This is a genomic window from Aeoliella sp. (assembly GCF_965227375.1).
In the GTDB taxonomy this organism is placed as follows: Bacteria; Planctomycetota; Planctomycetia; order Pirellulales; family Lacipirellulaceae; genus Aeoliella.
On sequence record NZ_CBDDFX010000002.1, the window covers coordinates 4233822 to 4260453 of the forward strand.

Annotated in this window: 17 protein-coding genes; 12 read left to right on the forward strand and 5 right to left on the reverse strand. The window is 60.9% G+C overall.

What is annotated here, in order from left to right; all coding sequences use genetic code 11:
* Nucleotides 1-80: 80 nt before the first annotated feature.
* The 3 genes from ACQK2L_RS29540 to ACQK2L_RS29550 all read left to right on the forward strand — a co-directional run bounded on the left by ACQK2L_RS29540 (nt 81) and on the right by ACQK2L_RS29550 (nt 3088).
* Nucleotides 81-452 carry an Hpt domain-containing protein gene (locus ACQK2L_RS29540; RefSeq protein ID WP_425400648.1) on the forward strand — a complete coding sequence of 124 codons (372 nt, stop codon included), beginning with the start codon at nt 81-83 and terminating at the stop codon, nt 450-452.
* A 65-nt stretch (nt 453-517) separates the two neighbouring features.
* Entirely contained in the window at nt 518-1564 is a 1047-nt protein-coding gene (locus ACQK2L_RS29545) for an HD domain-containing phosphohydrolase (protein ID WP_425400649.1), read from the forward strand.
* Between the two features lie 216 nt (nt 1565-1780).
* Nucleotides 1781-3088: an OmpP1/FadL family transporter gene (locus ACQK2L_RS29550; RefSeq protein ID WP_425400650.1), complete on the forward strand. Its 1308-nt coding sequence runs from the start codon at nt 1781-1783 to the stop codon at nt 3086-3088.
* Between the two features lie 127 nt (nt 3089-3215).
* Here ACQK2L_RS29550 and ACQK2L_RS29555 read toward each other — a convergent pair whose 3' ends face one another.
* Entirely contained in the window at nt 3216-4811 is a 1596-nt protein-coding gene (locus ACQK2L_RS29555; protein ID WP_425400651.1) for an SAM-dependent methyltransferase, read from the reverse strand.
* Nucleotides 4812-5364: 553 nt separating this feature from the next.
* Between ACQK2L_RS29555 and ACQK2L_RS29560 the strand changes: the two genes are divergently transcribed.
* Complete coding sequence (locus ACQK2L_RS29560; RefSeq protein WP_425400652.1) at nt 5365-11157, forward strand: protein kinase domain-containing protein; 5793 nt, start codon at nt 5365-5367, stop codon at nt 11155-11157.
* Nucleotides 11158-11174: 17 nt separating this feature from the next.
* Here the strand turns inward: ACQK2L_RS29560 and ACQK2L_RS29565 are convergent, their stop codons facing one another.
* Together ACQK2L_RS29565 and ACQK2L_RS29570 are read right to left on the reverse strand one after the other, a co-directional pair.
* Nucleotides 11175-12683 (reverse strand): glycoside hydrolase family 13 protein, encoded by a 1509-nt coding sequence (locus ACQK2L_RS29565; protein ID WP_425400653.1) that lies wholly within the window; start codon nt 12681-12683, stop codon nt 11175-11177.
* A 219-nt stretch (nt 12684-12902) separates the two neighbouring features.
* Entirely contained in the window at nt 12903-13370 is a 468-nt protein-coding gene (locus ACQK2L_RS29570) for a hypothetical protein (RefSeq protein WP_425400654.1), read from the reverse strand.
* A 636-nt stretch (nt 13371-14006) separates the two neighbouring features.
* Here ACQK2L_RS29570 and ACQK2L_RS29575 point away from each other — a divergent pair.
* Nucleotides 14007-15428, forward strand: a complete 1422-nt coding sequence (locus ACQK2L_RS29575; protein WP_425400655.1) for a Gfo/Idh/MocA family protein — start codon at nt 14007-14009, stop codon at nt 15426-15428.
* A 2-nt stretch (nt 15429-15430) separates the two neighbouring features.
* Here ACQK2L_RS29575 and ACQK2L_RS29580 read toward each other — a convergent pair whose 3' ends face one another.
* Entirely contained in the window at nt 15431-16729 is a 1299-nt protein-coding gene (locus ACQK2L_RS29580; protein ID WP_425400656.1) for a hypothetical protein, read from the reverse strand.
* Between the two features lie 219 nt (nt 16730-16948).
* Here ACQK2L_RS29580 and ACQK2L_RS29585 point away from each other — a divergent pair, with 219 nt between their 5' ends.
* The 7 genes from ACQK2L_RS29585 (at nt 16949) to tsaD (ending at nt 25376) form a co-directional block, all read left to right on the forward strand.
* Nucleotides 16949-18100, forward strand: a complete 1152-nt coding sequence (locus tag ACQK2L_RS29585) for a fatty acid desaturase family protein (protein ID WP_425400657.1) — start codon at nt 16949-16951, stop codon at nt 18098-18100.
* Nucleotides 18101-18168: 68 nt separating this feature from the next.
* Nucleotides 18169-19224, forward strand: coding sequence for a ketopantoate reductase family protein (locus ACQK2L_RS29590; RefSeq protein ID WP_425400658.1), 1056 nt, complete (start codon nt 18169-18171; stop codon nt 19222-19224).
* Between the two features lie 39 nt (nt 19225-19263).
* Nucleotides 19264-20961, forward strand: a complete 1698-nt coding sequence (locus tag ACQK2L_RS29595; protein ID WP_425400659.1) for a GH3 auxin-responsive promoter family protein — start codon at nt 19264-19266, stop codon at nt 20959-20961.
* A 51-nt stretch (nt 20962-21012) separates the two neighbouring features.
* Complete coding sequence (locus ACQK2L_RS29600; protein ID WP_425400660.1) at nt 21013-22035, forward strand: NAD-dependent epimerase/dehydratase family protein; 1023 nt, start codon at nt 21013-21015, stop codon at nt 22033-22035.
* A 23-nt stretch (nt 22036-22058) separates the two neighbouring features.
* Nucleotides 22059-23297, forward strand: coding sequence for a dipeptide epimerase (locus ACQK2L_RS29605; protein WP_425400661.1), 1239 nt, complete (start codon nt 22059-22061; stop codon nt 23295-23297).
* A gap of 99 nt (nt 23298-23396) precedes the next feature.
* The gene (locus ACQK2L_RS29610; RefSeq protein WP_425400662.1) at nt 23397-24251 is read left to right on the forward strand and encodes an alpha/beta fold hydrolase; all 855 of its coding nucleotides are present in this window, start codon (nt 23397-23399) and stop codon (nt 24249-24251) included.
* Between the two features lie 102 nt (nt 24252-24353).
* Nucleotides 24354-25376: a tRNA (adenosine(37)-N6)-threonylcarbamoyltransferase complex transferase subunit TsaD gene (gene tsaD, locus ACQK2L_RS29615; RefSeq protein WP_425400663.1), complete on the forward strand. Its 1023-nt coding sequence runs from the start codon at nt 24354-24356 to the stop codon at nt 25374-25376.
* A gap of 89 nt (nt 25377-25465) precedes the next feature.
* On the opposite strand, the gene ACQK2L_RS29620 is transcribed toward tsaD, so the two are convergent.
* Nucleotides 25466-25987: a hypothetical protein gene (locus tag ACQK2L_RS29620; RefSeq protein ID WP_425400664.1), complete on the reverse strand. Its 522-nt coding sequence runs from the start codon at nt 25985-25987 to the stop codon at nt 25466-25468.
* Between the last annotated feature and the right edge of the window lie 645 nt (nt 25988-26632).

The window sequence follows — 26632 nt, forward strand, 5'->3', positions numbered from 1 at the left end:
AGGGCAGATTGATTGCGGCTACTGCAACTAGTTGCACGAAGTACGGAGAGAGACCACGCGGTCACTTGGGGAGGCAGAATATGAAAACGGAATCGCTCGACAGGTACTCGAAAGTGCTGGACGTACAGGACTTGATGAGCCGCTGCATGGGAAACATTGAGTTTGCCTGTCGCGTGCTGCAGATACTTAGCGAACGGTGCGATAGCGACATCGACGGATTGGAGCAAGCGGCTGCCCAACAAGACTTCGATCAGATTTACCACATCTCGCATCGCCTGAAGGGTGCGTTCGCCAACGCCTCGGCAACCAATATGAGCCGCCTGGCCGACGAAGTCTGCACGGCGTCGCGAGCGAAGAACGAAAGCGACTCGCTGGAGAAGACCTGCAAACTGCGGGACGAGTGGGACGAATTCATCGCCATGGTCCGCAACGATGTGGACGACGTGAACTGACCAAGAACAAGACACAGGCGCGGCTGGAGGAGACACTTCCGTCGCGCCGAAATTCCCAGCCCTCAATGACCAAAGTACTGGTAATCGACGACGACCCCGTCTCGGCCGAGATGCTCAGAGGCACTCTGGAGCATTTCGGCTACGAGGTCCAGTACGAATGCAATGGTATCGAGGGCTATGAGCGGATTCGCTCCGGCGAATACAGCATTGTCATCTCCGACTGGGACATGCCCGGCATGCGGGGCGACGAGTTGTGCCGGATGGTTCGCGAGCGACAGTGGAGCGGCTACATCTACTTCATCCTGCTCACGTCACACGGCGACATGGAGCATCTGGTAGATGGGTTGCGATCTGGCGCCGACGACTTTCTGGTCAAGCCATTCCATCCAGAAGAGCTTCGAGTGCGACTGCGGACCGGCGAGCGACTGCTCGGCATGGAGAGCCGCGACGTGTTGCTCTTCACGCTCGCCAAGCTGACCGAGTCGCGTGACAACGAGACCGGCTTGCACTTGGAGCGGATGCGGGAGTACGGACGGGTTCTCACCGAGGAACTCTCCACCTGGGACGAGTTTAAGGACGAGGTCGACGGCGACTACGTACAGATGATGTACTTGACGCTACCGCTGCACGACATTGGCAAGGTTGGCGTCCCCGACAGCATCCTGCTGAAACCCGGGAAGTTGACGCCCGAAGAGTTCGAGATCATGAAGACCCACGCAACCATCGGGGGCAACACCCTGGCGGCCGCCGTGGAAGTGAATCCGAACGCAAAGTACCTGCAAATCGCCCGCGACATCGCCTACCACCATCACGAAAAGTGGAACGGAACGGGATATCCCTTTGGCCTGTCGGGAGAGGATATTCCACTGTGCGGTCGGATCAGTGCCCTGGCCGATGTGTACGACGCGCTCACTTCCAAGCGCGTGTACAAGGACAAGTTTTCGGACGACAAAGCCAAGTCGATCATCCTCGAAGGTTCGGGCCAGCACTTCGATCCGCGTATTGTCGAAGCATTCTTGGCCAACGAAGACCGGTTCCTCGAAATCTCCAGGCAGCTCGATAGCTCACTGGCTAACGAGTCAAATTCAGCCCTGGTGCCTGCAGCGGTCTAGCTGAAAGCGGTCTAGAACCGCGACTGCTATCGCTGCTGTCACGCGCTGCGTTCGTTGGCGTTATTTACCAGTTTGCCTAATCGTCACAAGGCGAACCGCCAGTGCGATGCGCATGTTTCGTATGGCAAACCCCGTCAAGCTGTGGAACGCGGGTGGCCGATGCCTGATACGAACCGAGTTGGCCCATCCATCTTCTCGTTTGGCTCGAAAACTACCGTGCACAGACTTCTCCACCCCGCCCGCGTTCTGCTTTGCCTGGCCATGCTTCCGAACCTATGCGGCCGCGCAGTGCTGGCCGACGGCGTCACGCTCGATGGCGTGTCGGCCGTAAGCATCGGTCGAGGCGGCACCAACCTCGGTTTCGCCGACAATGGATCGATGATCCACGATAACCCGGGCGCCATGGGGCAGATGGACTCGGACGTGATTCTGCAACTGGGCGTGACCACCATGTTCTCCCAGTTCGATTACGGCGACGCCGACAATGTTCAGCAGCGCTCGCAAAACCAGATGTACCCACTCCCTGAAGTGGCTTTGATTAAGCGACTCGACAGCCAATGGAGCGTTGGCTTTGGCCTCTATACTCCCACCGGTTTCGGCTCGGTATACAACCTGGAGGGCAATGCTCCGTTCTTCACTGGACCGCAGCGTTATGAGTCGTTTGGGTCGCTGTCTAAAGTGTTATTCGGCGCCTCATACACGCCGGTGGGACACGAGTACATCTCGTTCGGCGGCACGATTGGGCCCGGCATCTCGTTCGTAAACCTCGAAGGTCCGTACACTCTGCAGGGGCCCACGGCAGCAGGCGTTCCCGGGATGTTGGACCTCGGAGTCGATGGCGCTGGGTTCACGTGGTCGGCAGGTGTGTCGTGCCAGTTGACGCCTGACACGTCGGTCGGTTTTTCCTACCTGGCGGACGTGAAGGTGCAGGCCAATGGCACCGTGGGCCTGAACTCGCCAGTGCTGGGCGACACGCTGTACGAAGTCGACACCGAAGTGAAGTGGCCTCGCACCATCGGCGGCGGCCTACGGCACCAGGTCAACTGCCGCACTGTGGTGGCCGTCGACCTGATCTGGACCAACTGGTCAGACGCGTTCGATCACTTGGACCTCTACCTCAGCGATCCGTCCAATACGGCCACCTATCCGCCGAACGCCCTGGAGCGTTTTCCTCTGAACTGGCGTGATACGTTCTCTACTCGAATCGGAATCGAGCGAATCGTAGCACCTGGCCACACCGCCCGGGCTGGCTACGTCCATCACAAGAGCCCGATTCCGAACGGAACCATCACGCCATGGATTCCCGCCGCGCTGGAGCATGCCTTCTCACTGGGATACGGCGTCGAGTGGCGCGGTTGGGACGTGAACGCCGCTTACATGTACTCGTTCGGACCAACGGTTAACGTGACGACCAGCGACTTCATCGGGGGCGACTTCGACAACAGCGTGCACCGCAACCGCTCGCACTGCATGGCCTTCAGCTTGACCAGGAAATTCGGCTCCGGCTGCAAATCGTGCCGCTAAAGCGGCGTCGATCATGGTGTTGCGCAAACCCAGTTAGAACGCACTACACCTGCTTGTAACGCGAGTCTACGAAGCCAATCACGCTTGGCATTGGAAGCCGACTTGGTCTACCAAAGGCCGGCATACGTCACTGGGTGGACGAGTTCACACCATTGCCGTTGGTGGGTACACCATTGGCTTGGCCATTCGAATGCCCGTTGGTCGAAACTCCGTTGCTGTGAACACCGTCCGCCGGAAAGTGCGGCATCGGTGTAGTCCGGCTGGGGGCGTGGTAGGCGACCTTGCGGAACGTCTTTGGCACGTACTCTTCGTGCACAGCCGCACCTGCGATCGTGCAGAACTGATAGATGGAATAGACCGAATCGGTCGATTCAGGGAAGTACAGATCCGAGGTCACCACGTCGATGCACCGCAACCCGCACTGGTTGATGAACTCTGCGGGTGTATCGTTGCCAAACGTGAACGGTTCGCCGAGTACCTGCATTCCGCGCATGAAGTTCTGAATCGAAGCGGAGAACGCGGACGGATTGACTACCGGTTCGCGGTCGACCATATCGAGCCACAACAGACTGTCGGGGTGGGAGAGCAGCGACTTCATGTCTTTTAAGATGCCGGTAACTCCCGGTTCGTCGAAGTACATGCTCATCCCTTCCCATATCACCAGAATCGGCTCGTCGGCGGGAAGGTGGCCAGCAAGTGTTTCCTGCAAGCTCATGGTACGCAGGTCGATGGGCAGCTGATGCCGGACCACTCCCGGTTGATCCATCATGCCCAATTGGTCAATCCGCAACTTCCGCTCGTCGAGCGTGGTGGGGAAGTCCAACTCATAAAAGGTCGTTCCCTCAGGAAGTTCCATGCGGAACGCCCTCATGTCCCAACCAACTCCCACGTTCACGATGTGCCGGCCACCCTCGGCGATGAAGTTCTTCATGACGTCGTCCAGGTGGCGCGTCCGCGCAGCAACCATGGGGCCCAGTTGGGGGGTTCGCTGGCAGAATCGCGTGGCCACGGCCATCCCATGTTGCCCCGCCATATCAGCGGCGTAGGGATCGACGAACAAGTCGCCACTTTCCTGCGCCCGCACGCCAGCGATCATCTCGGCGGAGGAGGTGAGTTTCAAAGCATACAGCGAGTTAACCTTGCTCGAGTCGATGCCATTGGAACGCAGAGCAGTCGACTGACGCGCAAAGTAAGTGCAAGTACCTTCGGCTACCAATTCGTCGTCATTCATGAATTGCATGGTCAACGACTCGATAATAGGCTTGCCAGCCAGGAAGCGCCGCTGGATCTTTTCGCGCCGCTCGGGCGCGATCACCGCCCGCACTCGCAGGTCGGCAGTGCTGGGGCGAATGTACTTCATCTCCACCTTCAGCAGCCACATGGAAACCGACTTGGGCGAGTCGACCGGATGAACACCAACGACAGGCCATCCCCAAAACAGCGTGGCCAAGGCAGTGCCGCCGCTATAGTCGGCCGACAACATAATGAGTGCGGCCTGGTGCGTGAAATGCTGGTTGGTGGAGGGAGGGTTCAGGGGGAGTACTGTCTCGACCTCACCTGGGCGAACGCTCGTTACTTTCCAGTCGACGAAATCGAGCACCGGAATCTGCTCGCGCATGAAATTGGTAACGAGCGGGGGATCCATGCGCAGCGCCAGATCGTCCTTCCAGGAGATCTCGAATAAGGGTGATTTCTCATCCACGTTCACTTGGGCTTCCTTCATGGGAAACACTCCGTCGGCGACAATAAGGGGGAATCGACAAGTTGCATGAACTACCTGCGCCCCCCGGCGGCGGGTGATATTATCCCGCGCATGCATCGGCCGAGACCAATTGCATGGCCTACATACTATTTGGGAAAGAGTGCAAAGCATAGACATTTCTTGGCGGTTCTGAGGCAATTCGGCTAACACCACGCTCACGATTGACATAAGCGTCAAGGAATCTCATGAACTCCCCCTCTAGAGTGGTGCTTAGTCGGTATAACCGGAACCATGGTTACACTTATCCAGATTAGAATTCGTGTTTCTCATCTCTGATGGTCAAGGGGTTGAACACCGGTTCGGACCAAAATTCCTTGGTGACGTTCGTGCGTAACCTACCTTTTGGGGGCACTTTGCGCGCGGTTCGCCTGGCCGCAGTAACTGCGAAGTGCCACCCTCCAGGTCCAATCCGCCGGTTTCACCTCCCATGTCCAGCGAAGCCGAACCCTCCACCACTCAGCAGTCCTTGCCCTCGCAGAGGACGATTGCGGACCGTTATGCGCTGAGGATTTGTGTGGGTCAACGGCAAGGAGCAGCCTACTATCAGGCCAATGATCTGGAAACGGGACAAGAATTAGACGTCAAGCTCGTCTCGAGTTCGCTTCTCTCGTCATCCGTAGAGATGCGGCTGGAGTACGAGTCCAGTCGGGCGGCACAGCTCGAGTCGCAGCATGTTGTGCCGCGCTTGAAGTTTGGCAAAGAAGGTAGCGAGTTCTACCTCATCAGCCCGCACACCGAGGGCGTTTCGCTCGACTACCTGTTGGCCAAACGACCTATAAGTGTCGAGCAAACCATCGAACTGGGGCGCGGCATTCTGGTCGGCCTTCGCGACCTACACGCAGCGAAGATGCTGCACCGCAATCTGCGGCCGACCAACGTGATGATCTCCTCGAAGGATGAATTCTCGGGAGTGAAGCTGACCGACTATGGCCTCTGTTTGGCGGTCGAACCCGACACACCGCTCGCATTGCAACCGCTCGACATCGCCCTGTATGCATCACCCGAGCAAGCTGGGTCCATCGACCACGGCATGACCGCCGCGTCGGACCTTTACAGCTTGGGTGTGCTGTTGTTCCACTGTTTGGCAGGTCATCCGCCTTTCGAGGGCGACACCGTTGGCACAGTGCTGTTCAAGCACCTGACCGAACCGGTACCCGATCTTACGTCGGACGTAGCAGAGATCCCGCTGGCGCTTGACAACTTTGTGCAACGGCTGTTGCGCAAAGACCCCCGCGAACGGTATCAAACCGCCGAAGCCGCGCTGGCCGACCTGGCGGAGATTGCTTGGAACGTGCTCTCTGGCGACCCCCATGCCGACATCGCATTGGGATCGAAAGACTGCCGCGCTACGCTGATCGAGCCCGCCTTCGTGGGGCGTTCCAAGCAGATGTCCACCCTCGAGCAGGCGATGAATCGCACTGCCGAAGGGAACAAGGTCGTCACGCTGGTCGAAGGCGAGTCGGGCGCGGGTAAGTCGCGGCTACTGGCCGAGGTGCTCCGTGTCGCCTGCAAACGCCGCTACCGAGTGTTCCGTGGCATCGGCGCCAGCGACGTTTCGTCCCGACCATTTCGCCTGCTGGACGGTGTGGTGGAGGGAGTTGCCTCGGAAATCAACACGCACCCCGAGCTGCGCGATCAACTGGTCAAGTTGCTCGACGACCGGCTGCCGCGGGTGTTGGCGGCGCTGCCGGCCTTGTCGGCTGTGATCGGTAGCGACGAAGAAGGCGAAGTCGCGCCGGAGGAAACGGGCGAAACTCGTACCATCGAAGCGTTGATTGCCTTCTTCGAGGCCCTGGGGCAACTCGAGAAGCCGACGCTGGTGCTACTGGACGACTGCCAGTGGGCCGACGAACTGACCGTGAAGTTCCTCAAGCGGTTGGCCACTAACGAGGTCAATCAGGGCAGCAAGTGCTCCTTGATGGTCGTGCTTTCGTTCCGCTCGGAAGAGATCGCCGCCGACCACTTGCTCCGCGAGGTCGAAGTCAGCGAGGCGCTGAAACTCGACCCCCTGGAGGATGACGAAATTCGCCAACTGGCCGTGTCGATGGCCGGGGCTCTGCCACCCGAAGTGATCCAAACCGTCACGCGCCTGGCGTCGGGCAGCCCGTTCATGGCGTCGGCGGTCCTCCGTGGACTGGTGGAGTGCCAGGCACTGAAACCTACCGACGGTGGCTGGTTGGTCGACCGCGACGCGCTGGCAGACGCGGGATCATCGGACCAGGCCGCCTCGTTCCTGGCGCGTCGCTTGCAACTGTTGCCGGAAGATGCACGCCGGCTGCTGTCGGTGGGTGCGGTGCTGGGAAAACAGTTCGACCTGCATACGGCGCAGCAACTGGCCGACATCGACCCGAACAAGGTGATCGAGTCGCTAGAGGAAGCCAAGAGCCGACAACTCGTGTGGATCCGCCCTAACGGTTCGGACTGTGTGTTCTTCCACGACAAAATCCGATCGACGCTGCTGGAGCAGATGCCCGAAGAGTTGCGTCACCGCAACCACCTGAGGGCAGCTCGTCACTTCCTGGAAAACTCACCCGAACGATCGTCGGACATCGCTTACCACTTCGACGCCGGCAACGATGCCGTAGCCGCGTTTCCGTTCGCCGTGATCGCCGCTGAGGCCGCCCGCGAACAATATGCTCTGGAGGTCGCCGAGCAGCAGTACCAGATCGCGATGCGCGGTGCGTCGCGAGACAGAGAGAAGCTTCGCATCATGGAAGGGCTGGGCGATGTCCTGATGCTTCGAGGTCGGTACGAGGAAGCTGGTAAGTGGCTCGAACAGGCGGCGCCGCTAGCCGAAACGGGATTTCCCCTGGCCGAAATTCGCAGCAAGATCGGCGAACTGTACTTCAAGCGTGGCGACATGGCCACGGCCATCCAAAATTTCGAGACGGCTCTCCGACTGCAGGGCGTTTACGTCCCGCGGTGGTCGGTTCTGATGGTCCTCATTTTGTTGTGGGAGGGATTTGTGCAGGTGCTGCACACATGCTTCCCCCGAATATTCCTGCACCGCGTGAAGCGGCAACCCAACGCCTCAGAGGAGTTGAGCATGCACCTGCTCATCTACCTGGGCTACGGATGCTGGTACTCGCGGCGGCAATTGCCACTGCTGTGGTCGCACCTGCGTCACCTGAATTTCGGCGAACGATTTCTGCCCAGTGAGGCGCTTGCGCATGCGTACTCGGGCCACGGCCCAGCGATGAGCCTGGTCGGCTGCTTCCGCCGTGGTATTCGCTACGCCGAACGCTCGATCAAGATGCGCCGCGAATTGGGCAATACCTGGGGCACAGGACAATCGCTGGTGTTCCTCGGCATCACGCTGTTCGCCGCGTCGCGGTACCGCGAGTGCATCGACAAAAGCCGTACCGCCATCCGCATCCTCGAGCGGATGGGCGACTACTGGCAGATCCACATGGCGCGGTACCAAATCGCCGCGTCGCTCTACTTCCTCGGCGATGTACGCGGAGCCATCGAAGAATCCAAGAAGAACCGTAAGTCGGGACTCGAAACCGGCGACCACCAGGCGTCCGGCATTATTCTCGATGTCTGGGCGCGGGCGGCGATGGGGCAGATCCCCAAGGACATCGTCGACCTCGAGTTCGCCCGCGAGAGAAGCGACGTCCAGGGCGCGTGCGAAGTGATGCTGGCCAAGGGCATCTGCCAACTGTTCGACGAACAGTACGACGAAGCGATTGAGCTGTTCGATCAAGCCACCCGCGTGGCCGCCAAGGCCGGCGTGAAAAACGCGTACACACTGCCGCCCTTCGTGTGGGGCGCCACGGCTCTGCGGCGAAAAGCCGAGGCCCTGGGCAACTCCACTCCGTTCGAACGCCGAAAATGCCTCCGCCAATCGGAACGTCTCGCCCGCGAAGCCATCCGAGTGGCCAGGCTGTGCCGCAACGATTTGCCACAGGCGTATCGCGAGTTGGGACTGGTGCAGGCCATGCAAGGTCGAACCTGGCAAGCGCACTGGTCGCTGCGAAAGAGCATTCGTCACGCGGAACGCCTGGGGCAGAAGCTGCAACAGGCCGAATCGCTCTCGGTAGCCGCCCGCATCGGCACTGAACTCAACTGGCGGAAGGCCGAGCAGTATCGCAAACAAGCGTCCGACCTGATGGCCGAGCTGCAACTGGCCAGCGACGGCGCATCGTTAGCCGACGGCACGGGTGCAGAAGTAAACCTCTCGCTGGTCGACCGCTTCGAAACGGTGCTCGACTCAGGTCGTTCCATCGCCTCGTCGCTGACTTCCGAAGCCATTCACGAACAGGCGATCAACGCGGCCCTGCGAATGTTGCGTGGCGAGCAATGCCACGTGCTTCCGGTACTCGACGGCAGCGAAGTCGACTGGTCGGCCTGCTCCGGTGGCATCCGCGACACGACGGTCGACCTGGTCGATAAGGCGCTAGCCACCGGAAAAGCCGTGGCCAGCGAAGCCTCCAGCGCCGGCGGCGAATCGTCCGCCAACATCCTGGCCTCGGAACTGTGCGTGCCGATCTTCGTGCGTGGCCGCGTTGTTTCGCTGCTGCACGTAGTGCACTCGGGCATCGAAGGCCTGTTTGCCGAAGACGAAGCGCGGCTCGCCGACTTTATCGCCACCATCACCGGCGCGGCACTCGAGAACGCCGAAGGCTTCGCCGAGCTGCAAGACTTGAACATCACGCTGGAACAACGCGTGGCCGAGCGAACCGCAGCCGCCGAGTCGCGAGCCACCGAACTGGCTGTGTCGAATGCCGAACTGGAACGCACTGCCCAGGAACTGCGCGAGGCCGAGGAAGAACTCCGCGGCGCGAAAATGGTCGCCGACCAGGCCAACGAAGCGAAGAGCCGCTTCCTGGCCACCATGAGCCACGAAATTCGCACGCCTATGAACGGCGTGCTCGGCATGACCGACTTGCTGCTCAACACTCCGCTCGACGCGCAACAGCGAAACTACCTGGCCACGGTCAAGCAGTCGGGCGGGGCGCTGTTGTCGCTGCTGAACGACATCCTCGACCTGTCGAAGATCGAAGCGGGACGCATGGACCTCGAGTCCATCCCGTTCGAACTCCGCCAAGTGGTGATCGACGCCGCGCGGCTGCTGGCGGTATCGGCGTTCGGCAAAGGCCTGGAACTGGTCGTGCGCATCGATCCCGAAGTGCCCGAGCGGATGGTGGGCGATCCGAATCGTGTGCGCCAGGTGATCGTGAACCTGATCAGCAACGCCATCAAGTTCACGGCCGAAGGGCACGTGCTGGTGGATGTCGAACTGGAAGCACGCGACGACCACCGCGCGGTGCTCAAGTTCCTGGTGCAGGACACCGGACCTGGCATCGCCAAGGACAAGATCTACGACATCTTCCAGGCGTTCAAGCAGGAAGACAGCTCCACCACCCGCAAGTACGGCGGCACCGGACTGGGACTGTCGATCACACAGCAACTCACGCACCTGATGCGGGGCGAAATCTGGCTGGAGAGCGAAGTGGGCGTCGGCAGCGACTTCCACCTGATCTTGCCGTTCGACCTGCCGGCCGACGAAGCCCAGCAGTCGACCCCCGAACCGACCATCGCCCGACGTGTTCAGCTCGTAGCGCACAACCCACTGACCGAGGAAGTCTACCGACCGATGCTCGCCAAATGCGGCGGCCAACTGGTCGACAAAGGCACCACACCGGACGTCGCCGTGGTCGATGTGGCCGCGGCGCAATTGGGAGAACTCGATGTCGTGGCGAAAGAACTAAAGCAGTTCAAAGACTCTGGCGTGCCTGTGGTGGCGTTGCTGCCGGCCGGTAACGTGGCAGTGGTCGAGATGTGCCGCGACGTCGGCATCGAACACACGACCATGAAGCCGGTGAAACGCGAGGAACTCAACGCCGCGCTGCTGGCCGCCACCAGCGAGGAGCCGACCGATGACGTCGACACCCACCAACCGGATTCCAGCGCCCAGGCGTCGCTCCACATCCTGGTGGCCGACGACAGCCCGGTGAATCAAGAAGTCGCCTGCGGACTGCTCGACTTCCTCGGGCATCAAGCCACCACGGCCGACGATGGTCTGGAGGCGGTGAACAAGTGGAAGTCCGGCGAGTTCGATCTGGTGTTGATGGACATCGAGATGCCGGAACTCGATGGCTTGTCGGCCACGCGGAGGATTCGCGACCTCGAACAGGAGTTCGGCCGCCCGCACACGCCGATCTTCGCCCTGTCCGCGCACGTGACCGACGACTTCGTGCAGGAGTGCGAACAAGCCGGCATGGATGGCAACCTCACCAAGCCCATCGATCCCTCCAAGGTGAAAGCGGTGATCGACTCGGTGACTGTGCAACTCTCCACCTGAGCAGCGGGCAGAGGTAGTTAGCCATTACCACGCATCAGCACCAGTGCGTCGCGTGCGGGGAGTTGGCAGAGCATTCCCTCTTCGGTCGTGGAGCGCTCGTGGTGCTTCTCGAGCGGCCACACCTGGCGGAACTCCTCGCAGCGGTCTTTCGCCACGGGCAAGGTGACCTGCAGTGGTTCCTTGGCAGCATTGAACACCACCACGGCTTCGCCGCCTTCGAGTTCGCGGCGGAACGCGTACACCTGGTCCTTGGCATACAGCGCTTCGAAGCTGCCCACGCGGAGCACGGGGTGGGTGCGTCGCAGCGCGATGGCACGCTGATAGAACTTCAGCAGGTCGAAGTCCCACTGCGACTCGTCGTGCCACGGAAACGCCCGCCGGCAGTCGGGATCGGAGCCACCGGTGACGCCCACCTCGTCGCCATAGTAGATGCACGGCGCGCCGGGCATGGTCACTTGCAACAGCACGCATAGCCGTAGCGCGGACGGGTCTTGCATGATCCACGACGCGCGCGGCATGTCGTGGCTATCGAGCATGTTCATCTGGGCGAAGTTTATTTCCCAGTCGTAGTGGCCGTGCATCTGATCGACCAGCTCGCCGAACTTCGCGGCGTCGATCGGCTTGAACTTCAGATCGGGGTGCGTGAAGTCGCCGCGGAGCGTTTCGGCCGCGTAGAAGCTCATGGCCGGGCTGGTGAACAAGTAATTCATCACCGCGTCGAACTGGTCGCCCGCCAGCCACCGCTTGGCCTCGTGCCAGATTTCGCCGCAGATGTAGGCTTCCGGGTTCTCGCCCTTCACCACCTGGCGGAAGGTTCGCCAGAAGTCGTCGTCGTCGATCTCGCACGGCACGTCGAGCCGCCAGCCATCGATGCCGAATCGTATCCAATGCCGCGCGACCTCGAACAGATGCTCGCGTACGGCCGGGTTGTCGGTGTTCAGCTTCGGCAACGCCGGCAGGCCCCACCAGGCATCGTAGTTGGTCTTCCGCTTGCCGCTCGTGGGGTACGGATTTAGCGGCCAGTCGCGCACGCGGAACCAATCGAGGTAGGGCGAGTTGCCGCCGTTCTCCAGAATGTGGTGAAACGCCCAGAAGCCCCGGCCCGTGTGGTTGAACACCCCGTCGAGCACCACGCGGATTTCGCGATCGTGCGCGGCGTCGATCAGTTCGCGCAAGGCGTCGTCGCCGCCCAGCAGTGGATCGACCTTGAAGTAGTCGTACGTGTGGTAGCGGTGATTCGAGGCCGACTGAAAGATGGGCGTCAGGTACAGCGCGGTGACGCCGAGTTCTTCGAGGTACGGCAACTTGTCGACAACGCCCAACAGGTCGCCCCCCTGAAAGCTATCGACCTCCGGCGGCGCGCCCCACTCCTGGAACTTCAATCCCGGCAAGTGATCGATCCGCGAACTTCGCGCGAAACGATCCGGGAAGATCTGATAGAAGACCGCATGCTTCACCCAGTCGGGCGTCTTAATCGGCTGCTCCGAGGGCGGCGGAGCCAGTTCGTGGGGCTTGTGGTCTTGCATCTTGATAGCACAGCAGTTGGATGTCGCGGGATAGGGACAATCCAACTAAGAGAAAGGGGAACGGCGTGCGACGCAAGGGTGCCGCGGGGGAATGACGGCAAGCCATCTGGCATAACACTAGACCCGGCATTTATGCCGGGGGTGCGAATCGAGCACCTTATGGCCCTGTTTGCAGAGCCGTTGGAGTGCGTGGGCCGGAGCTTGTTTGCAGCGTACTTGCTATCTGCTGAAGCTGCGCAACCAATCACCCAGCGAGTTATACACGTCTCTGGCGAGCTCGTGCCCCTCTGCGGACCTCTCTCCACGCTCGAAGACGCGCAGAGCCACCACACACAGGACATTCATATTACTGCCGTAGTCGTGGGCGACTATGTAAGTTGCAGTCCGACTGGTGGAATCCTCGGACTTGTACCAGAGCTCCTCCACTACGTTTCCAGATGGTCTGTACCCCGAATTGGAAATGTTAGGAGCCTGGCACGCCACAAATCCTTCGCTGTTCAGCCAATCCTGCCAGGCTTCTTGGAACTCAGGATGTGTGCCGATGACGTAGTAGTCGGTGCAATACACATCCACCGTGCGTGAACTGTGCATTACGCTCAGACCGACGATCACGGCCGCGATCAACAGCAGGGCCACGCCCAATATCACGGCCACGATCAACAACAGGGTTCGCAATCGGAATCGCATATTCGGAGACGACACAGTGACAAACTTGTGGGTATGGGTGCGGAGTAAAAAGGTAGTAGGAATCTTACACACACTATGAGAAAATACGGGGGCCCAGAGTGTTGCCTTTCTGGGTGCAGGAGTTGTGTGCGCGTTCGGTGGAAGGATGACCGTGTACGAGCGCGCTCGTTCGCGGGAGCGAACGGCGACTATCGTTTTGCCCCAATGAGAAACATGCGGGGAACAACGTGGCGGGTTTTGTTACCCCATGCGATTAGTTTGACCTGGAAAACAAGGGGTTTCACCACTTGGGGGGTGACCAAAACCCATGGGGTTTTGGGCCCATGGATCGATGTAGGGGACAAAACGGACAAAACCCCGTTTGGGCCAATGAGTCGCTGCGGCGCGCTGTTGGGGCAAAACCCGACGGCATGTGTCTACCAACGGAAGTTAACTACAACTCAAGAAACTCAACCAGCGTGCTAGAAACTCGGAATCCAAGTTCCAAAAAGACCAAATTGCGCCTTATAACGTTAGTGCATTCGTGCCACGAAGCGTGTTATCATGTGGCTGTCGCATTTTCGGCCCGCAGTTCGCCCTGTGAGGCGGGCAATCAGGAATTAGCCAACTGCAACCATGTAGATAGAGAGTCGATCGATGTTTAATCGCCGTCAGTTCCTCGCCACTTCCGGGGCCGCCGCTTCGCTGGCCGTTGGTAGTTCCTGCATCGCCGCTTCGCCCAACGACAAGATTGGCCTGGCGTTTATTGGCTTCGGTGGCCGGGCCGGCAGCTTGCTGAACTCGTTCACCAAGTTCTCCGACGTCGAGGTGGTGGCCATTGCCGAACCCGACACCGATCGCCTGGCGCAAGCTAAGGAGCGTGCTCCCAACGCCGTGTTGGTGCAGGACATGACGGAGGTGATCGACCGGCCCGACGTCGACGCAGTGGTGATCGCCACAACGAATCACTGGCACTGCCTGGCAGCGATCCGCGCTTGCAAGGCCGGCAAGGATGTGTACGTCGAAAAGCCGCTGGGCCACAACTTGTACGAGCAAGAGCAACTGGTCAAAGCAGCACGCAAGTACGACCGCATGGTGCAAGTTGGTACGCAGCAGCGATCGAGCGAGATCCAGGCGCGGGCCAAGGAGTTGCTGCATAAAGAAAAGGTCATCGGCGACTTGAAGTACGGAGTCGTGAGCCGCATCGGCCGCCGGGCTTCTATCGGCAAGCGGAGCGAACCGCTGCAAGTGGCTTCGTCGGTGGACTACAACCAGTGGATCGGCCCTGCACCGGATGAGCCGCTGTACCGCGACAAGCTGCACTACGATTGGCACTGGGATTGGAACACCGGCAACGGCGAGATGGGCAACTGGGGCGTGCACGTGCTGGACGACATGCTGAACGTCGGTCTGATGGACAAGGCTGGGTTCCCCACTGGCGTGCAGTCGGCCGGCATGCGGCTCGAGTGGGGCGACGCCGGCAACACTCCGAACACGCAAATCGCGCTGTTCGAGAACAACCTGCTGCCGATTTCGATGGTGATGAGCAACCTGGTCCCCTCCGAGGCGCTGTCGAAAGGCGCTCACAACGACGGCTTCGGCACCGGCTATACGCTGTTCGGCGAAGGTGGCCGCTACTGCGGAGCCCGCGGCGTCTGGAAGGTGTTCGACAACGACGGCAAGGTGATCGAAGAACTCAAAGGCAGCGACGGTACCGGTCGCCACCAACGTGTGTTCCTCGACGCGGTAAAGAGCCGCGACCGATCGAAGCTCACCGCCGAGGTCGAGCTGGGCCATATCTCCACGGCATGGTGCCACCTGGCGAGCATCGCCGCGCTCGAAGGCGAAACCAGCGGTGGCCAATCGGTAAGCGATTCCACCGGCCATTGGTCGGACCTGATGGACGGCTACCTGGCGCAAGTGGAAAAGAAGAGCGACGGCACCACCCCGACGCCGGCTGGCCGCATCGAGGTCGACGCGAAGACCGGCAAAGTCAAGCAGGTTTCCTCCGAGGCGGCCCAGCAGTTGGTGCACCGCACCTATCGCACAGGCGAGTGGGCGGCCGAATTCGAGGTTTGAGCCTAAGTCGCACTCGCGCCGGCGAACACCTTGCGGAACGGTTCGATGTCGAGCTGTTCCATCGCTTGGGTCGCCGTGCGCGGAAGCGAGTAGTTATCGACCGTTTTGGCGACGATCTTTTTCGATTGCCGCGGCGAGAACAATAGCTGCAGCGCGACGCCCCACATGGGGATCATGCTCATGTAATCGTCGCGTGGGCGGGTCAGTTCATCCTGGCTATCCTCGTACAAGCCTCGGCGCAAGCGGAACTGAACGATCTCCTTGAGCAGCTCGCGGCGCGTTGCGCCGTTGTACGCCATGGAGAGCAGGATCATGAAGAAGCTTTGGGTCCGCTGCCCAGCAGGAGCGGGCGCGAGCACCTCGACCGACTCGCCGGCCGACAGTCGCACGAGTTGCTCGGGAAGGTTGACGCCGGACAGCCAGGCGTTCACCGTTTCGCCGACGCGAGGATTGCACTCGATGTACTCGGGCCGTTCGGTTTCGTAGTCGTAGAAGTAGTCGATGAACATGGCGCCGTGCCACTGCAGGTGCGAACCAAGTCGCTCGACGTGCTCGCGGACCACCGGGTGGTCGGCACCGGTCCGCGCGGCCGACATACCGCCGACGCCCAACCGCCGGGCGTCGAACATGTGGCTGCCGATCATCCGACCGTGATCGAACACCGCCTGCACGGTGGCCTGGTTACCCTTGGCGGGTTGCTGCACGAGCATCTCGACCGAGCCATCCAGATTGCCATCGGCACGCAGTAGCTCGATTCGCTTGGCGAGGTCGTCCTCGTCGGCAATGTGAAACACCCCCAGCCCCGCCGTGCTGTGGGCCAACTTCAGATAGAAAGGATAACTCCAGTTGTGAGCCAGATCGGCCTCGGTCGTGGCGAACGAAGTCTGCGGGTAGGGCAAACCGAGCGACTCGAGCGTGCGGGTGAACTCGGCCTTGTCCTGCATGCTGCGCATGGCGTCGAAGTGCGGCAAGGCGATGCCGGCCGCTTCGCCCACGACGTCGCGAAACTTGCTAAGCAGGTACACTTGCTCGTGAGTGGGCAACACAACGTCGTACTGCTCGTTCCGCACCATGTCGGCCAGGAAGTGCAGGAACTCGCCCGGATTTTTGGCGTAGTGCGGCGAGATGCGAAATCGTCGTACAAACCGCGAGAACTTACACTGACACAGCCGGTCAGGATCGATCACATCGATGACATGCCGCCCACCCAGCGCGTACAATGACTGTCGGGCCGAGAGGCTCGTGCCCTCGGTCATGAGGATTTTGAGTGGCGGTGGAGTGGAATTGTCGCTCTGAGCCATGTTTAGCTACCGAAATCGAAGGAATTCTTGGCATCGACCAAAAAGCTACCGATATTGAGGTCTGACAGCGATTCGTGCCCTGGAAAGCAGAATTGAGGTTGAGTTTGGCCGATTTGCTCCTGGAGAGAACATACCACCCGAATGGACAGAAAGTCTTGCCCAGGGCATCCACTTTATATATTTTAACGGGTTCTCCCCTTGGTCCTGCGAGCCCCCACCATGACCACTTCTGACTCCGCTCCCGAACTGACTCGCCGCGAGATGTACGCGGCGATTCGCAAGCTGTGCGCACCCGACAACTATACTAACTGGTTTGTACTGGTGCGGGAGTACGCGGTCTATGCGGCGATTGTCGCCGGTTGTCTGTGGTCCATCCGCAGTCTCGCGGCGGCTGGCTGGTCGTGGGGATGGCAAGTGCCGATCTACGCGGTCACGGTGTTTCTGATCGGATTCTGGTCGCAGACCCGCTTGGCCACGCTGGTGCACGAATCGAGCCACTACCTGCTGTTCAAGAACCGGCTGCTGAACGACGTGATGGCCAATTTGTTGGTGGTGTTTCCGTTCTTCGGCAAGGTGGGCAACTACCGCATCGGCCACTGGGGGCATCATCGCAACGTGAACGACCTGGAGCACGACCCCGATCTGCTCCGCTTGCTCAAGCATCACCCGCGCGAGTTTCCGCTCACCAGGTGGCGATTCCTGTGGGAGTACGTGCTCCTGCAGTTCTCGCCCCACAAGGCGTTCAGCTACCTGAAGGGTCGTGCCGAGTACGTCACGTTCATGAAGGAAGAAGACAACATCCAGGACCGCAGCCCGCTGTCGCCGCGCGCGCTAAAGCTCTTGCGTCTGGCGTACTACGGCACGCTGGTCGCAGTGCTGGCGTACTTCAACTTGTGGCTTTACTACTTTGTGTTCTGGTTGGTGCCGCTGATCACGGTTTACCCTGCATCGCTCTTCCTCCGCGAGATCGCCCATCACGGCAACTTCCCCGACAACGGCGACTACACCAACAGCCGCGTGTACGAAGGGCTATGGCTCGAGCGGGAGATCTTCTTCCCGTTTGGCGAATGGAATCACGTGCTGCATCACATGTTCCCGACCATTCCGTGGCACAAGATGCGGGAAGCTCACAACCTGATGATGCGCTACCCGCCGTATCGCGATAACGTGGTGATTTGCGATGGGTTCATGTTCAAAGGCCACATGGGCGACGAGTACCCCACCGTGCTAGATGTGCTGTCAAAGCCTTCGCACACCTATCTGCGTGGCGACTTGAGCCAGCGCGAGACCTCGGAGATTCGTCGCTCCACCGCGGAAGAAATCGGCACCACCGAAAAGCATATGGACAAAATGCTGGCGGGCGAATCGTGATTCGGCCGATGCGTGGGATGTCCCTCGATGTCCATGCCAGGGTTTGAATCGCCAAGGTCCTGTTCGCCATGAAAGTTAGCTTCCTGGGTGCCGGTGCCATCGGCTCGATGTTCGCCGCCTTGTTGCGCAAGCACGCGCCGGAACTCGATGTGCTGGTGGTCGTCCGCGGCGCTCACGGCGAAGCCGTGGCCGAGCGCGGCGAGATCGAGATCGTCGGCCCGTGGGGCGAAGAGCGCGTGCCGATCGCGTGGTCGTACGACCCGCAAGACGTGGTGGGGTCGGACATCGTGTTCGTGACCGTCAAGTCACAAGCCACGAAGCCTGCGTTGGAGCAAGCGGGCGAGGCGCTCGGCGACGCGCTGGTTGTCTCGATCCAGAACGGCATCAACGATCACCAGTACGACGGCTTCGTACCAGTCGATCGGCTGGTGATGGGCATGACCACCACCAACATGGCCGTGTTGGCGCCAGGACGCGTCAGCATGCAACTCGATGGATGCACACTATTCGGCCCGGCAATCGGCTCGTCCAGCACCGCTGGGGCGCAACAAGTGGTCGATCTGTTGCGCCGCATCGACGTGCCGGGGCTCGATTTCGACGCCCAAACGAACATCCTGGGCGTCCGCTACAACAAGTTGATCATCAACGCCCTAGGGTACGCATCTTGCCTATCTGCATCGAATTTCATCACCGAAGCGCTCTGCTATCGACCTTGGCGGGAGGGCGTGGGATTGCTAATAGTCCAGGAGTGCAAGCGAGTTTTGGCCGCTGCGGGAATCGAAATCGAGAAGATTCCCGGAAGATCAGATCTTTCGCGGATAGAAAACTTGATGCTAGCACTCAAAATGCCGATACTAGGCAAGATGGTACAGATGGCGATTAAGGGGAAATTCGAGAGATCGCCCATCGTATTTTCCCTATACCAGGATCTGCAACGGGGAAAGCCTACGGAGGTTGAGCACATCAATGGCCAGATAGTCCGCTTGGCGAGTTCGGTGGGCACTCAAGCGCCAGTCAATGCAGAGATCGTGGCGATGACCCACGAGCTAGAAGAGAGGCCGGGCGACACGTTTTTTTCCAGACAGGACGTCATTGATCGTATCACGAAGTTGACAGCAACCTAGAAATCGCAACGATGGCGACAGCGTCCGCCACCATTCATCATGAACCTGCTGGCAATGCAAGCCCCTATTCGTGAGGCCATCCTGCGCTATAAGTGCAGTCAAGTGAATCGCTTTGTTGCCGGCGCGCAGCGGGGACGTGCTACACAACTCGAGCGCTTGCTGGAGAAGGTCGGTCGCACAGCCAATAGCGAGTTCGGCAAACGGTACGGGTTCTCTTCGGTGCACGACGTCGCCAGCTTCCGGCGACAGATCCCGATCACCGGGTACGAAGACTATCGCCCGTTCATCGAAAAGGTCATGCAGGGCAACGTCGAAGCGATGTTCGCTCCCAAGACCCGAGTGCTGATGTTCGCCATGACTTCTGGCACCACCAGCGAACCCAAGCGCTTGCCGGTCACCGACCTGTTCTATCAGGAGTACCGCCGCAGTTGGCAACTGTGGGGCACCGGCGTGTACCGCGACCATCAGGACTTGTTGCGTCGGCAATCGCTGCAACTCTCCAGCGATTGGCAACTGGAAGACACGCCCAGCGGCGCGCCGTGCGGCAACATCAGCGGGCTGGCAGCCACCAGTCGTCCGTTCTACATGAAGCGGATCTTCGCCCTGCCACCAAGCGTGATCAAGATTCGCGACTTCGCAGCCAAACATTACACGTCGTTGAGACTCGGCATGGCCAGCGACAACGTAGGCTTGCTCATCACGGCCAACCCCAGCACGTTCGTCGAATTCGCCCGCCGGGCGAGCAACGAAGCCGATGCGTTGATTCGCGACATCCACGATGGCGGCATCAACTCGGCGTACTCCGTGCCACCCGAAGTGATCGATCAACTGCGGAGTCGACTGCGGCCGAATCCGAAGCGTGCGAAGCAACTCGAGAAGATGCTCGAGTCACGCGGCGCGCTGCTGCCACGAGACTTCTGGCCGAATATGCGAGTGATCGCCACGTGGACGGGCGGGTCGGTGGGTGTTTATCTGCCGCAGCTCGAAGAGTACTACGGCGACGTCACCATCCGCGACCACGGCATCTCGGCCAGCGAAGGACGGATGTCGATCCCCTTGGCCGACCATACTCCCGACGGATTGCTGGACTACGAGAGCCACTTCTACGAGTTCATCCCGGCTGAGGAGCATGGCGATCCCGATCCCACGGTGCTCGAAGCGCACGAGTTGGAAGAAGGTCGCGATTACTTCATCCTGCTCACCACGTCCGGCGGTTTGTACCGCTACGACATTCACGACATGCTCCGTTGCACCGGTTTCGTTGGCGACGTGCCGATTCTGCGGTTCCTGAACAAGGGCCGGCACTTCTCCAGCATCACCGGCGAGAAGATCAGCGAGCATCAGGTGGTCATGGCGGTCACCAAGAGCTTCGAGCAGTTGGGCTTGCCGCCCTGCACGTTTACGCTGGCGCCCACCATGGGAGTCAAACCTCGATACGTGCTGTTGCTGGAGTCGCCCCAACACCTGCAGTCGGCAATGCCGCTGGCCCAGCGCGTGCAACAGAACCTGGCGGAAGTGAACGAGGAGTACGCGGACAAGTGTCGCAGCGGTCGGATTGAGCCGCTCGCCGTGCACGAAATCCCCTCCGGCACCTGGGCGGAACTTCGTGCCGAGCGCAGCCGCGCGCGGGGTAACTTCGAAGAATTCAAACAGCCACTGCTGGTAGGCGACATGGAATTCGTCGAAAAGTTGCCAGTGCCCACCCAGCCTATCACATCCGCCCGCGCCGCCTCGTAAAGTGCGGAGGCCGCGCGCTTCGTTCAGCGCGGCGGAGAAGGAGCACCCATCGTGCCTGGAAAAACGGTTCTCGTCACCGGTGCCACCGGACTGGTAGGCACGTGCGTCGCCCGCAAGCTGCGCGATGCCGGATATCGTGTGCAAGCGATGGTCCGCCGCGATTCCAACCGCGACGTTCTCCAACAGATGGGCGTCGAGCTGGTCGAAGGCGACCTGGCCGACGTCGAGTCGCTGCCCGGCGCGGTGCAGGATGCGGAAGTCGTGGTACACGCGGCCGCACACATTGGCGACTGGGGCCCCGCCGAAAAGTACCGCGCGATCAACGTAGCCGCGCTCGAGCACCTGCTCAATGCGGCCATGCGAACTGGCAAGCTCGAACGCTGGATTCAAATCAGCTCGCTCGGTGTCTATCCGGCCCGCCACCACTACGGCACCGACGAGTCGACACCTCCCAGCCTTACCGGGCTCGACGGCTACACACGCACCAAGGCGGAAGCCGAAGTGCTTCTCCGTCAGCACATCGAGGAGCAGGGACTGCGGGCGGTGATCCTGCGGCCTGGCTTCATCTACGGCCCCGGCGAGCGGCACTCCATCCCGCGAGTGATCGAGAAGCTGGAAGACGGCTCGATGAAGTTCATCGGCCCTGGCGACAAGCTCCTGAACAACACCTACGTGGGCAATCTGGCCGACGCGGTGCTGCTGGCCATCGACAACGAAGCCGCGATCGGCGAGACGTTCAACATCCGCGACGAGCGACTGGTGACACGCGAGGAGTACATCAACACGATCGCCGATTACCTGGGCAAACCGCATCCCAAGCACGTGCCTGAGTGGCTCGCTCGGATCCTGGTCGGCCCGATCGAACGGTTCGCCAAACGCCGCGGCGCCACCGAGGCGCCGCTACTGACGCAGGCGCGGATCAAGTTCATGACGCTCAACCTCGACTACTCCATCGCCAAAGCAAAGAAGGTGCTCGGCTACGAGCCCCAGGTCGACTTCCGCGAAGGCATCCTCGAAGCCCTTGATGATCTGATCGGCAAGCAGACGCCCGACGAGGCCGCGGCCGCCACTTAACCTCTCCGCCTTGCCGCCCACTCATGCAAGTTCGCAAACTGTCGGCCTACGTCCTGCGTGTATCGCTGCGAAAGCCGTTTCGCCACGCGTCGGCCGAGCGGCACTACAGCGACAACATTGTCGTCCGCACGGAGCTTGCCGATGGCACCTTCGGCTGGGGCGAAGGAGTGCCGCGGGACTACGTGACCGGCGAGACCGCCGAAGGCGCGCTCGCACAGTTGACCGCCACGCCCGCTGCGGAACAACTGGCCGACGACGCTTCCACCTGGCAGGACGTACTCGCACTGTGCGACCGCTTCCAGCCAGCCGCGATGATCGACGACCCCCGCGACTGCCACGGCAACTCGCTCCGCGCGGCAGTCGAGCTGAGCCTGCTGGACGCTTACGGCAAAGTGTTCGCCGAACCCGTGAGCCGCGCGATCGAGACCTTCCTAAGCGCGACATCGCTTTCCCAAGAAGAACAGCCGACGAGCTACGCCTCGTCGGAACACTCCCAGAGGACGACTCTGCTTGCCCCACGCGACCAGGTGCAGTACAGCACCACCATCGACGCCGAGCATGGTCGCAAGCTCTGGCGGTCGGCCCTGAAGATGCGCGTGTATGGCTTCGCGCAGTGCAAGGTGAAGGTCGGTGCGGATGCTGAGTCGGATACTCGGCGAATGCGCGTGATCCGTCGCTGGATCGGCCCGCGGGTCGACTTGCGCGTCGACGCCAACGAAGCGTGGCGAGCGGAAAACCTCGTGACGCGCGAAGAGGCTCTACGCCCGTTCGGCGTGACGTGCATCGAGCAGCCGCTACCGCACGAAGACCTCTCGGCTTTGGCGGAGCTGCGCGGCAAGATCGACACGCCAATCATGCTCGACGAATCGCTGACGAGTCTTCAGGACGCCAAGGAAGCCATTCGCCTTTCCGCATGCGACCTATTCAACATCCGCATTTCGAAGTGCGGCGGGGTGCTCAACTCGCTGCGCCTGGCCGCCCTGGCCCACGAGCACGGGCTCAGTTACCAACTCGGCTGCCACCCAGGCGAGACCGGCATCCTCTCGGCCGCTGGGCGTCATCTGGCTTGCACGCTGGGCGGCATCCGCTACCTGGAAGGCTCGTACGACCACCACGTGCTCGCCCAGGTGCCGACCACGCCCGACCTGACATTTGGCTACGGAGGCCGTGCACCGAGGCTCTCAGAGCCCGGGCTGGGCGTGACGCTCGACTTGGACGCGTCTCGCCAGGCGATTCGCGGCCAGTGCGAGGTTGAGTTCTAGCGCCACGACCCGTGCAGCCGGAATTAGACTTCCACTATCCGCTAAATCTGGCGCGATCCAATTTCCAGGCGTGGCCTCTGTGAGCTACACTTTTCCGCTATGTCTTCCCAGCCCGCCAATATCGAAACCTACACCGCGCCGAACGGCAGCAAGCTCGCGCTGCGGCATTTCGAGCCGTCGTTCGAGCCGCTGGGCAGCGTGGTGCTGCTGCATGGCATCATCAGCCACTCCGGCTGGTACGCCGCGAGCGCCGAGTACCTCGCCAGTCGCGGGTTCGATGTCTACGCGCTCGACCGGCGCGGCTCCGGCTTGAACATGGACCAGCGCGGCGACGTCGACACCTGGCGGACCTGGGTCGACGACATCGTCAGCGTGTGCGAACAGCGCAAGAAGCATGGTCCGGTGGTGCTCTTGGGCATCAGTTGGGGAGGCAAGATTGCCCCGGTGATCGCCCGCGAGCGACCCGACTTGCTGGCCGGCTTCGGCATGCTGTGCCCCGGCATCTACGCGGAGCAACAGCCCGGTTTGGCGAAACGCTCGGCCATGAAGGCCTCCGGCACGCTCGGCATCAACGAGCGGCGCGTCACCATCCCGCTGGAAGACCCCGCGCTGTTCACCAACTCGGACAAGTGGCAGAAGTTCGTGCGCGACGATCCGCTCACGCTTCGCGAGATTACGCTGCGGTTCGCTCGCGAGGACCATAAGATGACTCGCTGCAGCCGCCAGTCGCCACGGTTCATCCACACACCGGCCCTACTGGTGCTGGCGGGGCGGGACCGGATGGTGAAGAACCCACGCACGCGGCGTTACCTGACTGAGCTTGCCTCGCAGGACAAAACGCTGCTGGAGTACCAGACGGCCGCGCACACCCTGGAGTTCGAACCCGATCCCTCGGTGTTCTTCGACGACTTGGCCGATTGGATCGCCCGGGTCATCCGTCGGCGGAAGGTGTAAGAGGCACCGGCAGGTTGGTATGATGGCTGGTCGGTACCGCGAACGCGCAAGCGCGGCGGTACTTGTCCTTATGCTTCCGACCTTCTACCTGCCATGTGACACGTGCATCTACTGACCATCGAAACCACGTGCGACGAAACCGCAGCTGCGGTGATTACCGACGAGTTGGAAGTGCTTTCCTCGGTCGTGGCGTCGCAAGAGAACCTGCATCAACAGTTCGGCGGCGTCGTGCCGGAGATAGCTTCGCGGGCGCACGTGGAGAAGATCCTGCCGGTGATCGACCAGACGCTTCGCAAGGCGGAACTCACGCTCGGCGACATCGACGCGGTGGCGGTCGCCAACACGCCGGGCCTGGCTGGATCGCTGTTGGTGGGACTCACGGCCGCCAAGTCGCTCTGCCTGGCGCTCGACATTCCGCTCTTGGCTGTGAATCACCTGCAGGCCCATGTGTACGCGTGCCGGCTGGCGAGCGGGCGTGACGTGTTCCCCTGCATCGGCATGATTGTCAGCGGCGGTCACTCGAACCTCTATCGCTGCGACGGCCCCACCGATTTCGAGCTACTGGGCGGAACCATCGACGACGCGGCCGGCGAAGCGTTCGACAAGGTGGCCAGCCTGCTCGGCCTGCCCTACCCTGGCGGTCCCTCCATCGGCAAAGCGGCCACTGCGGGCGATCCCAAGCGATTTCGTTTCCCGCGACCGCTGGTCGACGATCGCACGCGGCTCGACTTCAGCTTCAGCGGCCTGAAGACGGCCGTGCGGTACCAGGTACATGGCACGGGGAAACTGACCGACGCTGCCGAACTCGACGAACAGACCATTGCCGACGTGGCGGCCGGCTTCCAGGAAGCAGTGGTCGATTGCCTGGTGGCGAAGGCCGAACTGGCCCTGCAGCAAACAGGCTACAAGACACTGTGCGTCGGCGGCGGCGTGGCGGCCAACACCCGCTTGCGCGAGCGGCTGCAGCAATCTTCTAGCGAACAGGGCTACGAACTGCACATCCCACCGATGAGCCTCTGCACCGACAACGCGGTGATGGGCGCGATTGCCATCGAACGACTCAAGGCCGGAAAGTTTGAAGACTTGAACCTCGACGTGTACCCAGGGCTGGAACGCCCCGTTTGAACAACACGTCACCCCTCTAAAAACGAAAGCGGCCCGGACACTGCTGCCCGGGCCGCTTGTCGTTAGGTTTTCAATTCGCGCCGTTTGGCTTAGTAGCCACGTTGGCACTTCGCGCAGTAGGGGCGAGCTTGCGGCGTGTAGGGCTGGTAGCTCTGGGTGCTAACAGGGGTGCTACGCACAACCGGCTTGGCGACCACGTGACGCACGGGCTTTTCGCCAGTGCGGTTCTTGGAGACCATCGTGGTCCATTGATCGGTGGTGATCTCACCAGAAGCCGATTGCAGGATCACCTTGCCCGACTTGTCGATGCAAGCCACGTAAGGAAACGCTTTGGCGCCGAACGCGTCGGCAACCTTGGCACCGTACTTGGTGGAAGCATCCACGCGGCACAGGTCGTAATCGGCCAACGCGCCTTCGGCGTCGTTGTTGATCACTTCGTCCGACAGGCTCTTCTCAGCCACGCCGGGGTGATCGATGACCATCAGCATGGGACGGTCGTCGGCGCGATTCTGCTTGAGCGCAGCTGCGTAATCGCTTTGCCACTCAGCAGCCGAGGCATTAACAACCGTAAGACCTAGGATGGCGGTGAAAATGGTAAGTGACTTCAGCATGAATTACTCCTTTTGCTGTTCCCTGCCGTCTGACGAATCGCAGTGCACGGGTGCAGGATCCACGAGACCCTGGGAGTGCGATGCGAGCCGTAAGAAAGGCTCTTCAGGTCAACGAACTTCGCGTCATTCGTCCTCACTGATTGGGTTGCGCGAATAAACGAGCGAAACACCAAGTCGAATGAGGATAGTTCCAGCAGGTGGGCTAATGGGGGCGGGATTCGGGGCGGGACTGGGTGGCAGTCGCCGGCAAACCAAGACGCCGACTGCGCAACTAACAGTTGCAGAAAATATCGCCGCTCGGATAGCTCGGTTCAAGGGGTAAACTGGGATGGGTTTACCGAACATCCAAGCTTGGGAGCTTCGCTGACCGCCTTTAGAGCGGCTGATCAGAGCACACGGGGCGGCAGGAAGTCCCTGCTACCAAACGAGTTGTCTCTCTCGACATCTTTACAACCTTCGGTACATATCCCCACCGGAAAAAAGTTGGATGTGCGGGGTTCCGGAAACCCGCTGACGCCACACTGGGAGATTTGCGACAGATAGATCAAATGACGTCGCCCGCAATCCAGGAGCAGAAAAACGCTCCGCTCCGCAGAGCACACCATCTCCGATGCTTCTAGAAAGTAGGTCACGCAAAACGCGCGC

What these genes read in the sequence shown, in the direction of transcription:
- ACQK2L_RS29540 (WP_425400648.1), top strand. Translation starts at nt 81, where the DNA reads ATGAAAACGGAATCGCTCGACAGGTACTCGAAAGTGCTGGACGTACAG.
- ACQK2L_RS29545 (WP_425400649.1), top strand. Translation starts at nt 518, where the DNA reads ATGACCAAAGTACTGGTAATCGACGACGACCCCGTCTCGGCCGAGATG.
- ACQK2L_RS29555 (WP_425400651.1), bottom strand. Translation starts at nt 4,811, where the DNA reads ATGAAGGAAGCCCAAGTGAACGTGGATGAGAAATCACCCTTATTCGAG.
- ACQK2L_RS29565 (WP_425400653.1), bottom strand. Translation starts at nt 12,683, where the DNA reads ATGCAAGACCACAAGCCCCACGAACTGGCTCCGCCGCCCTCGGAGCAG.
- ACQK2L_RS29570 (WP_425400654.1), bottom strand. Translation starts at nt 13,370, where the DNA reads ATGCGATTCCGATTGCGAACCCTGTTGTTGATCGTGGCCGTGATATTG.
- ACQK2L_RS29575 (WP_425400655.1), top strand. Translation starts at nt 14,007, where the DNA reads ATGTTTAATCGCCGTCAGTTCCTCGCCACTTCCGGGGCCGCCGCTTCG.
- ACQK2L_RS29580 (WP_425400656.1), bottom strand. Translation starts at nt 16,729, where the DNA reads ATGGCTCAGAGCGACAATTCCACTCCACCGCCACTCAAAATCCTCATG.
- ACQK2L_RS29585 (WP_425400657.1), top strand. Translation starts at nt 16,949, where the DNA reads ATGACCACTTCTGACTCCGCTCCCGAACTGACTCGCCGCGAGATGTAC.
- ACQK2L_RS29590 (WP_425400658.1), top strand. Translation starts at nt 18,169, where the DNA reads ATGAAAGTTAGCTTCCTGGGTGCCGGTGCCATCGGCTCGATGTTCGCC.
- ACQK2L_RS29595 (WP_425400659.1), top strand. Translation starts at nt 19,264, where the DNA reads ATGAACCTGCTGGCAATGCAAGCCCCTATTCGTGAGGCCATCCTGCGC.
- ACQK2L_RS29605 (WP_425400661.1), top strand. Translation starts at nt 22,059, where the DNA reads ATGCAAGTTCGCAAACTGTCGGCCTACGTCCTGCGTGTATCGCTGCGA.
- ACQK2L_RS29610 (WP_425400662.1), top strand. Translation starts at nt 23,397, where the DNA reads ATGTCTTCCCAGCCCGCCAATATCGAAACCTACACCGCGCCGAACGGC.
- ACQK2L_RS29620 (WP_425400664.1), bottom strand. Translation starts at nt 25,987, where the DNA reads ATGCTGAAGTCACTTACCATTTTCACCGCCATCCTAGGTCTTACGGTT.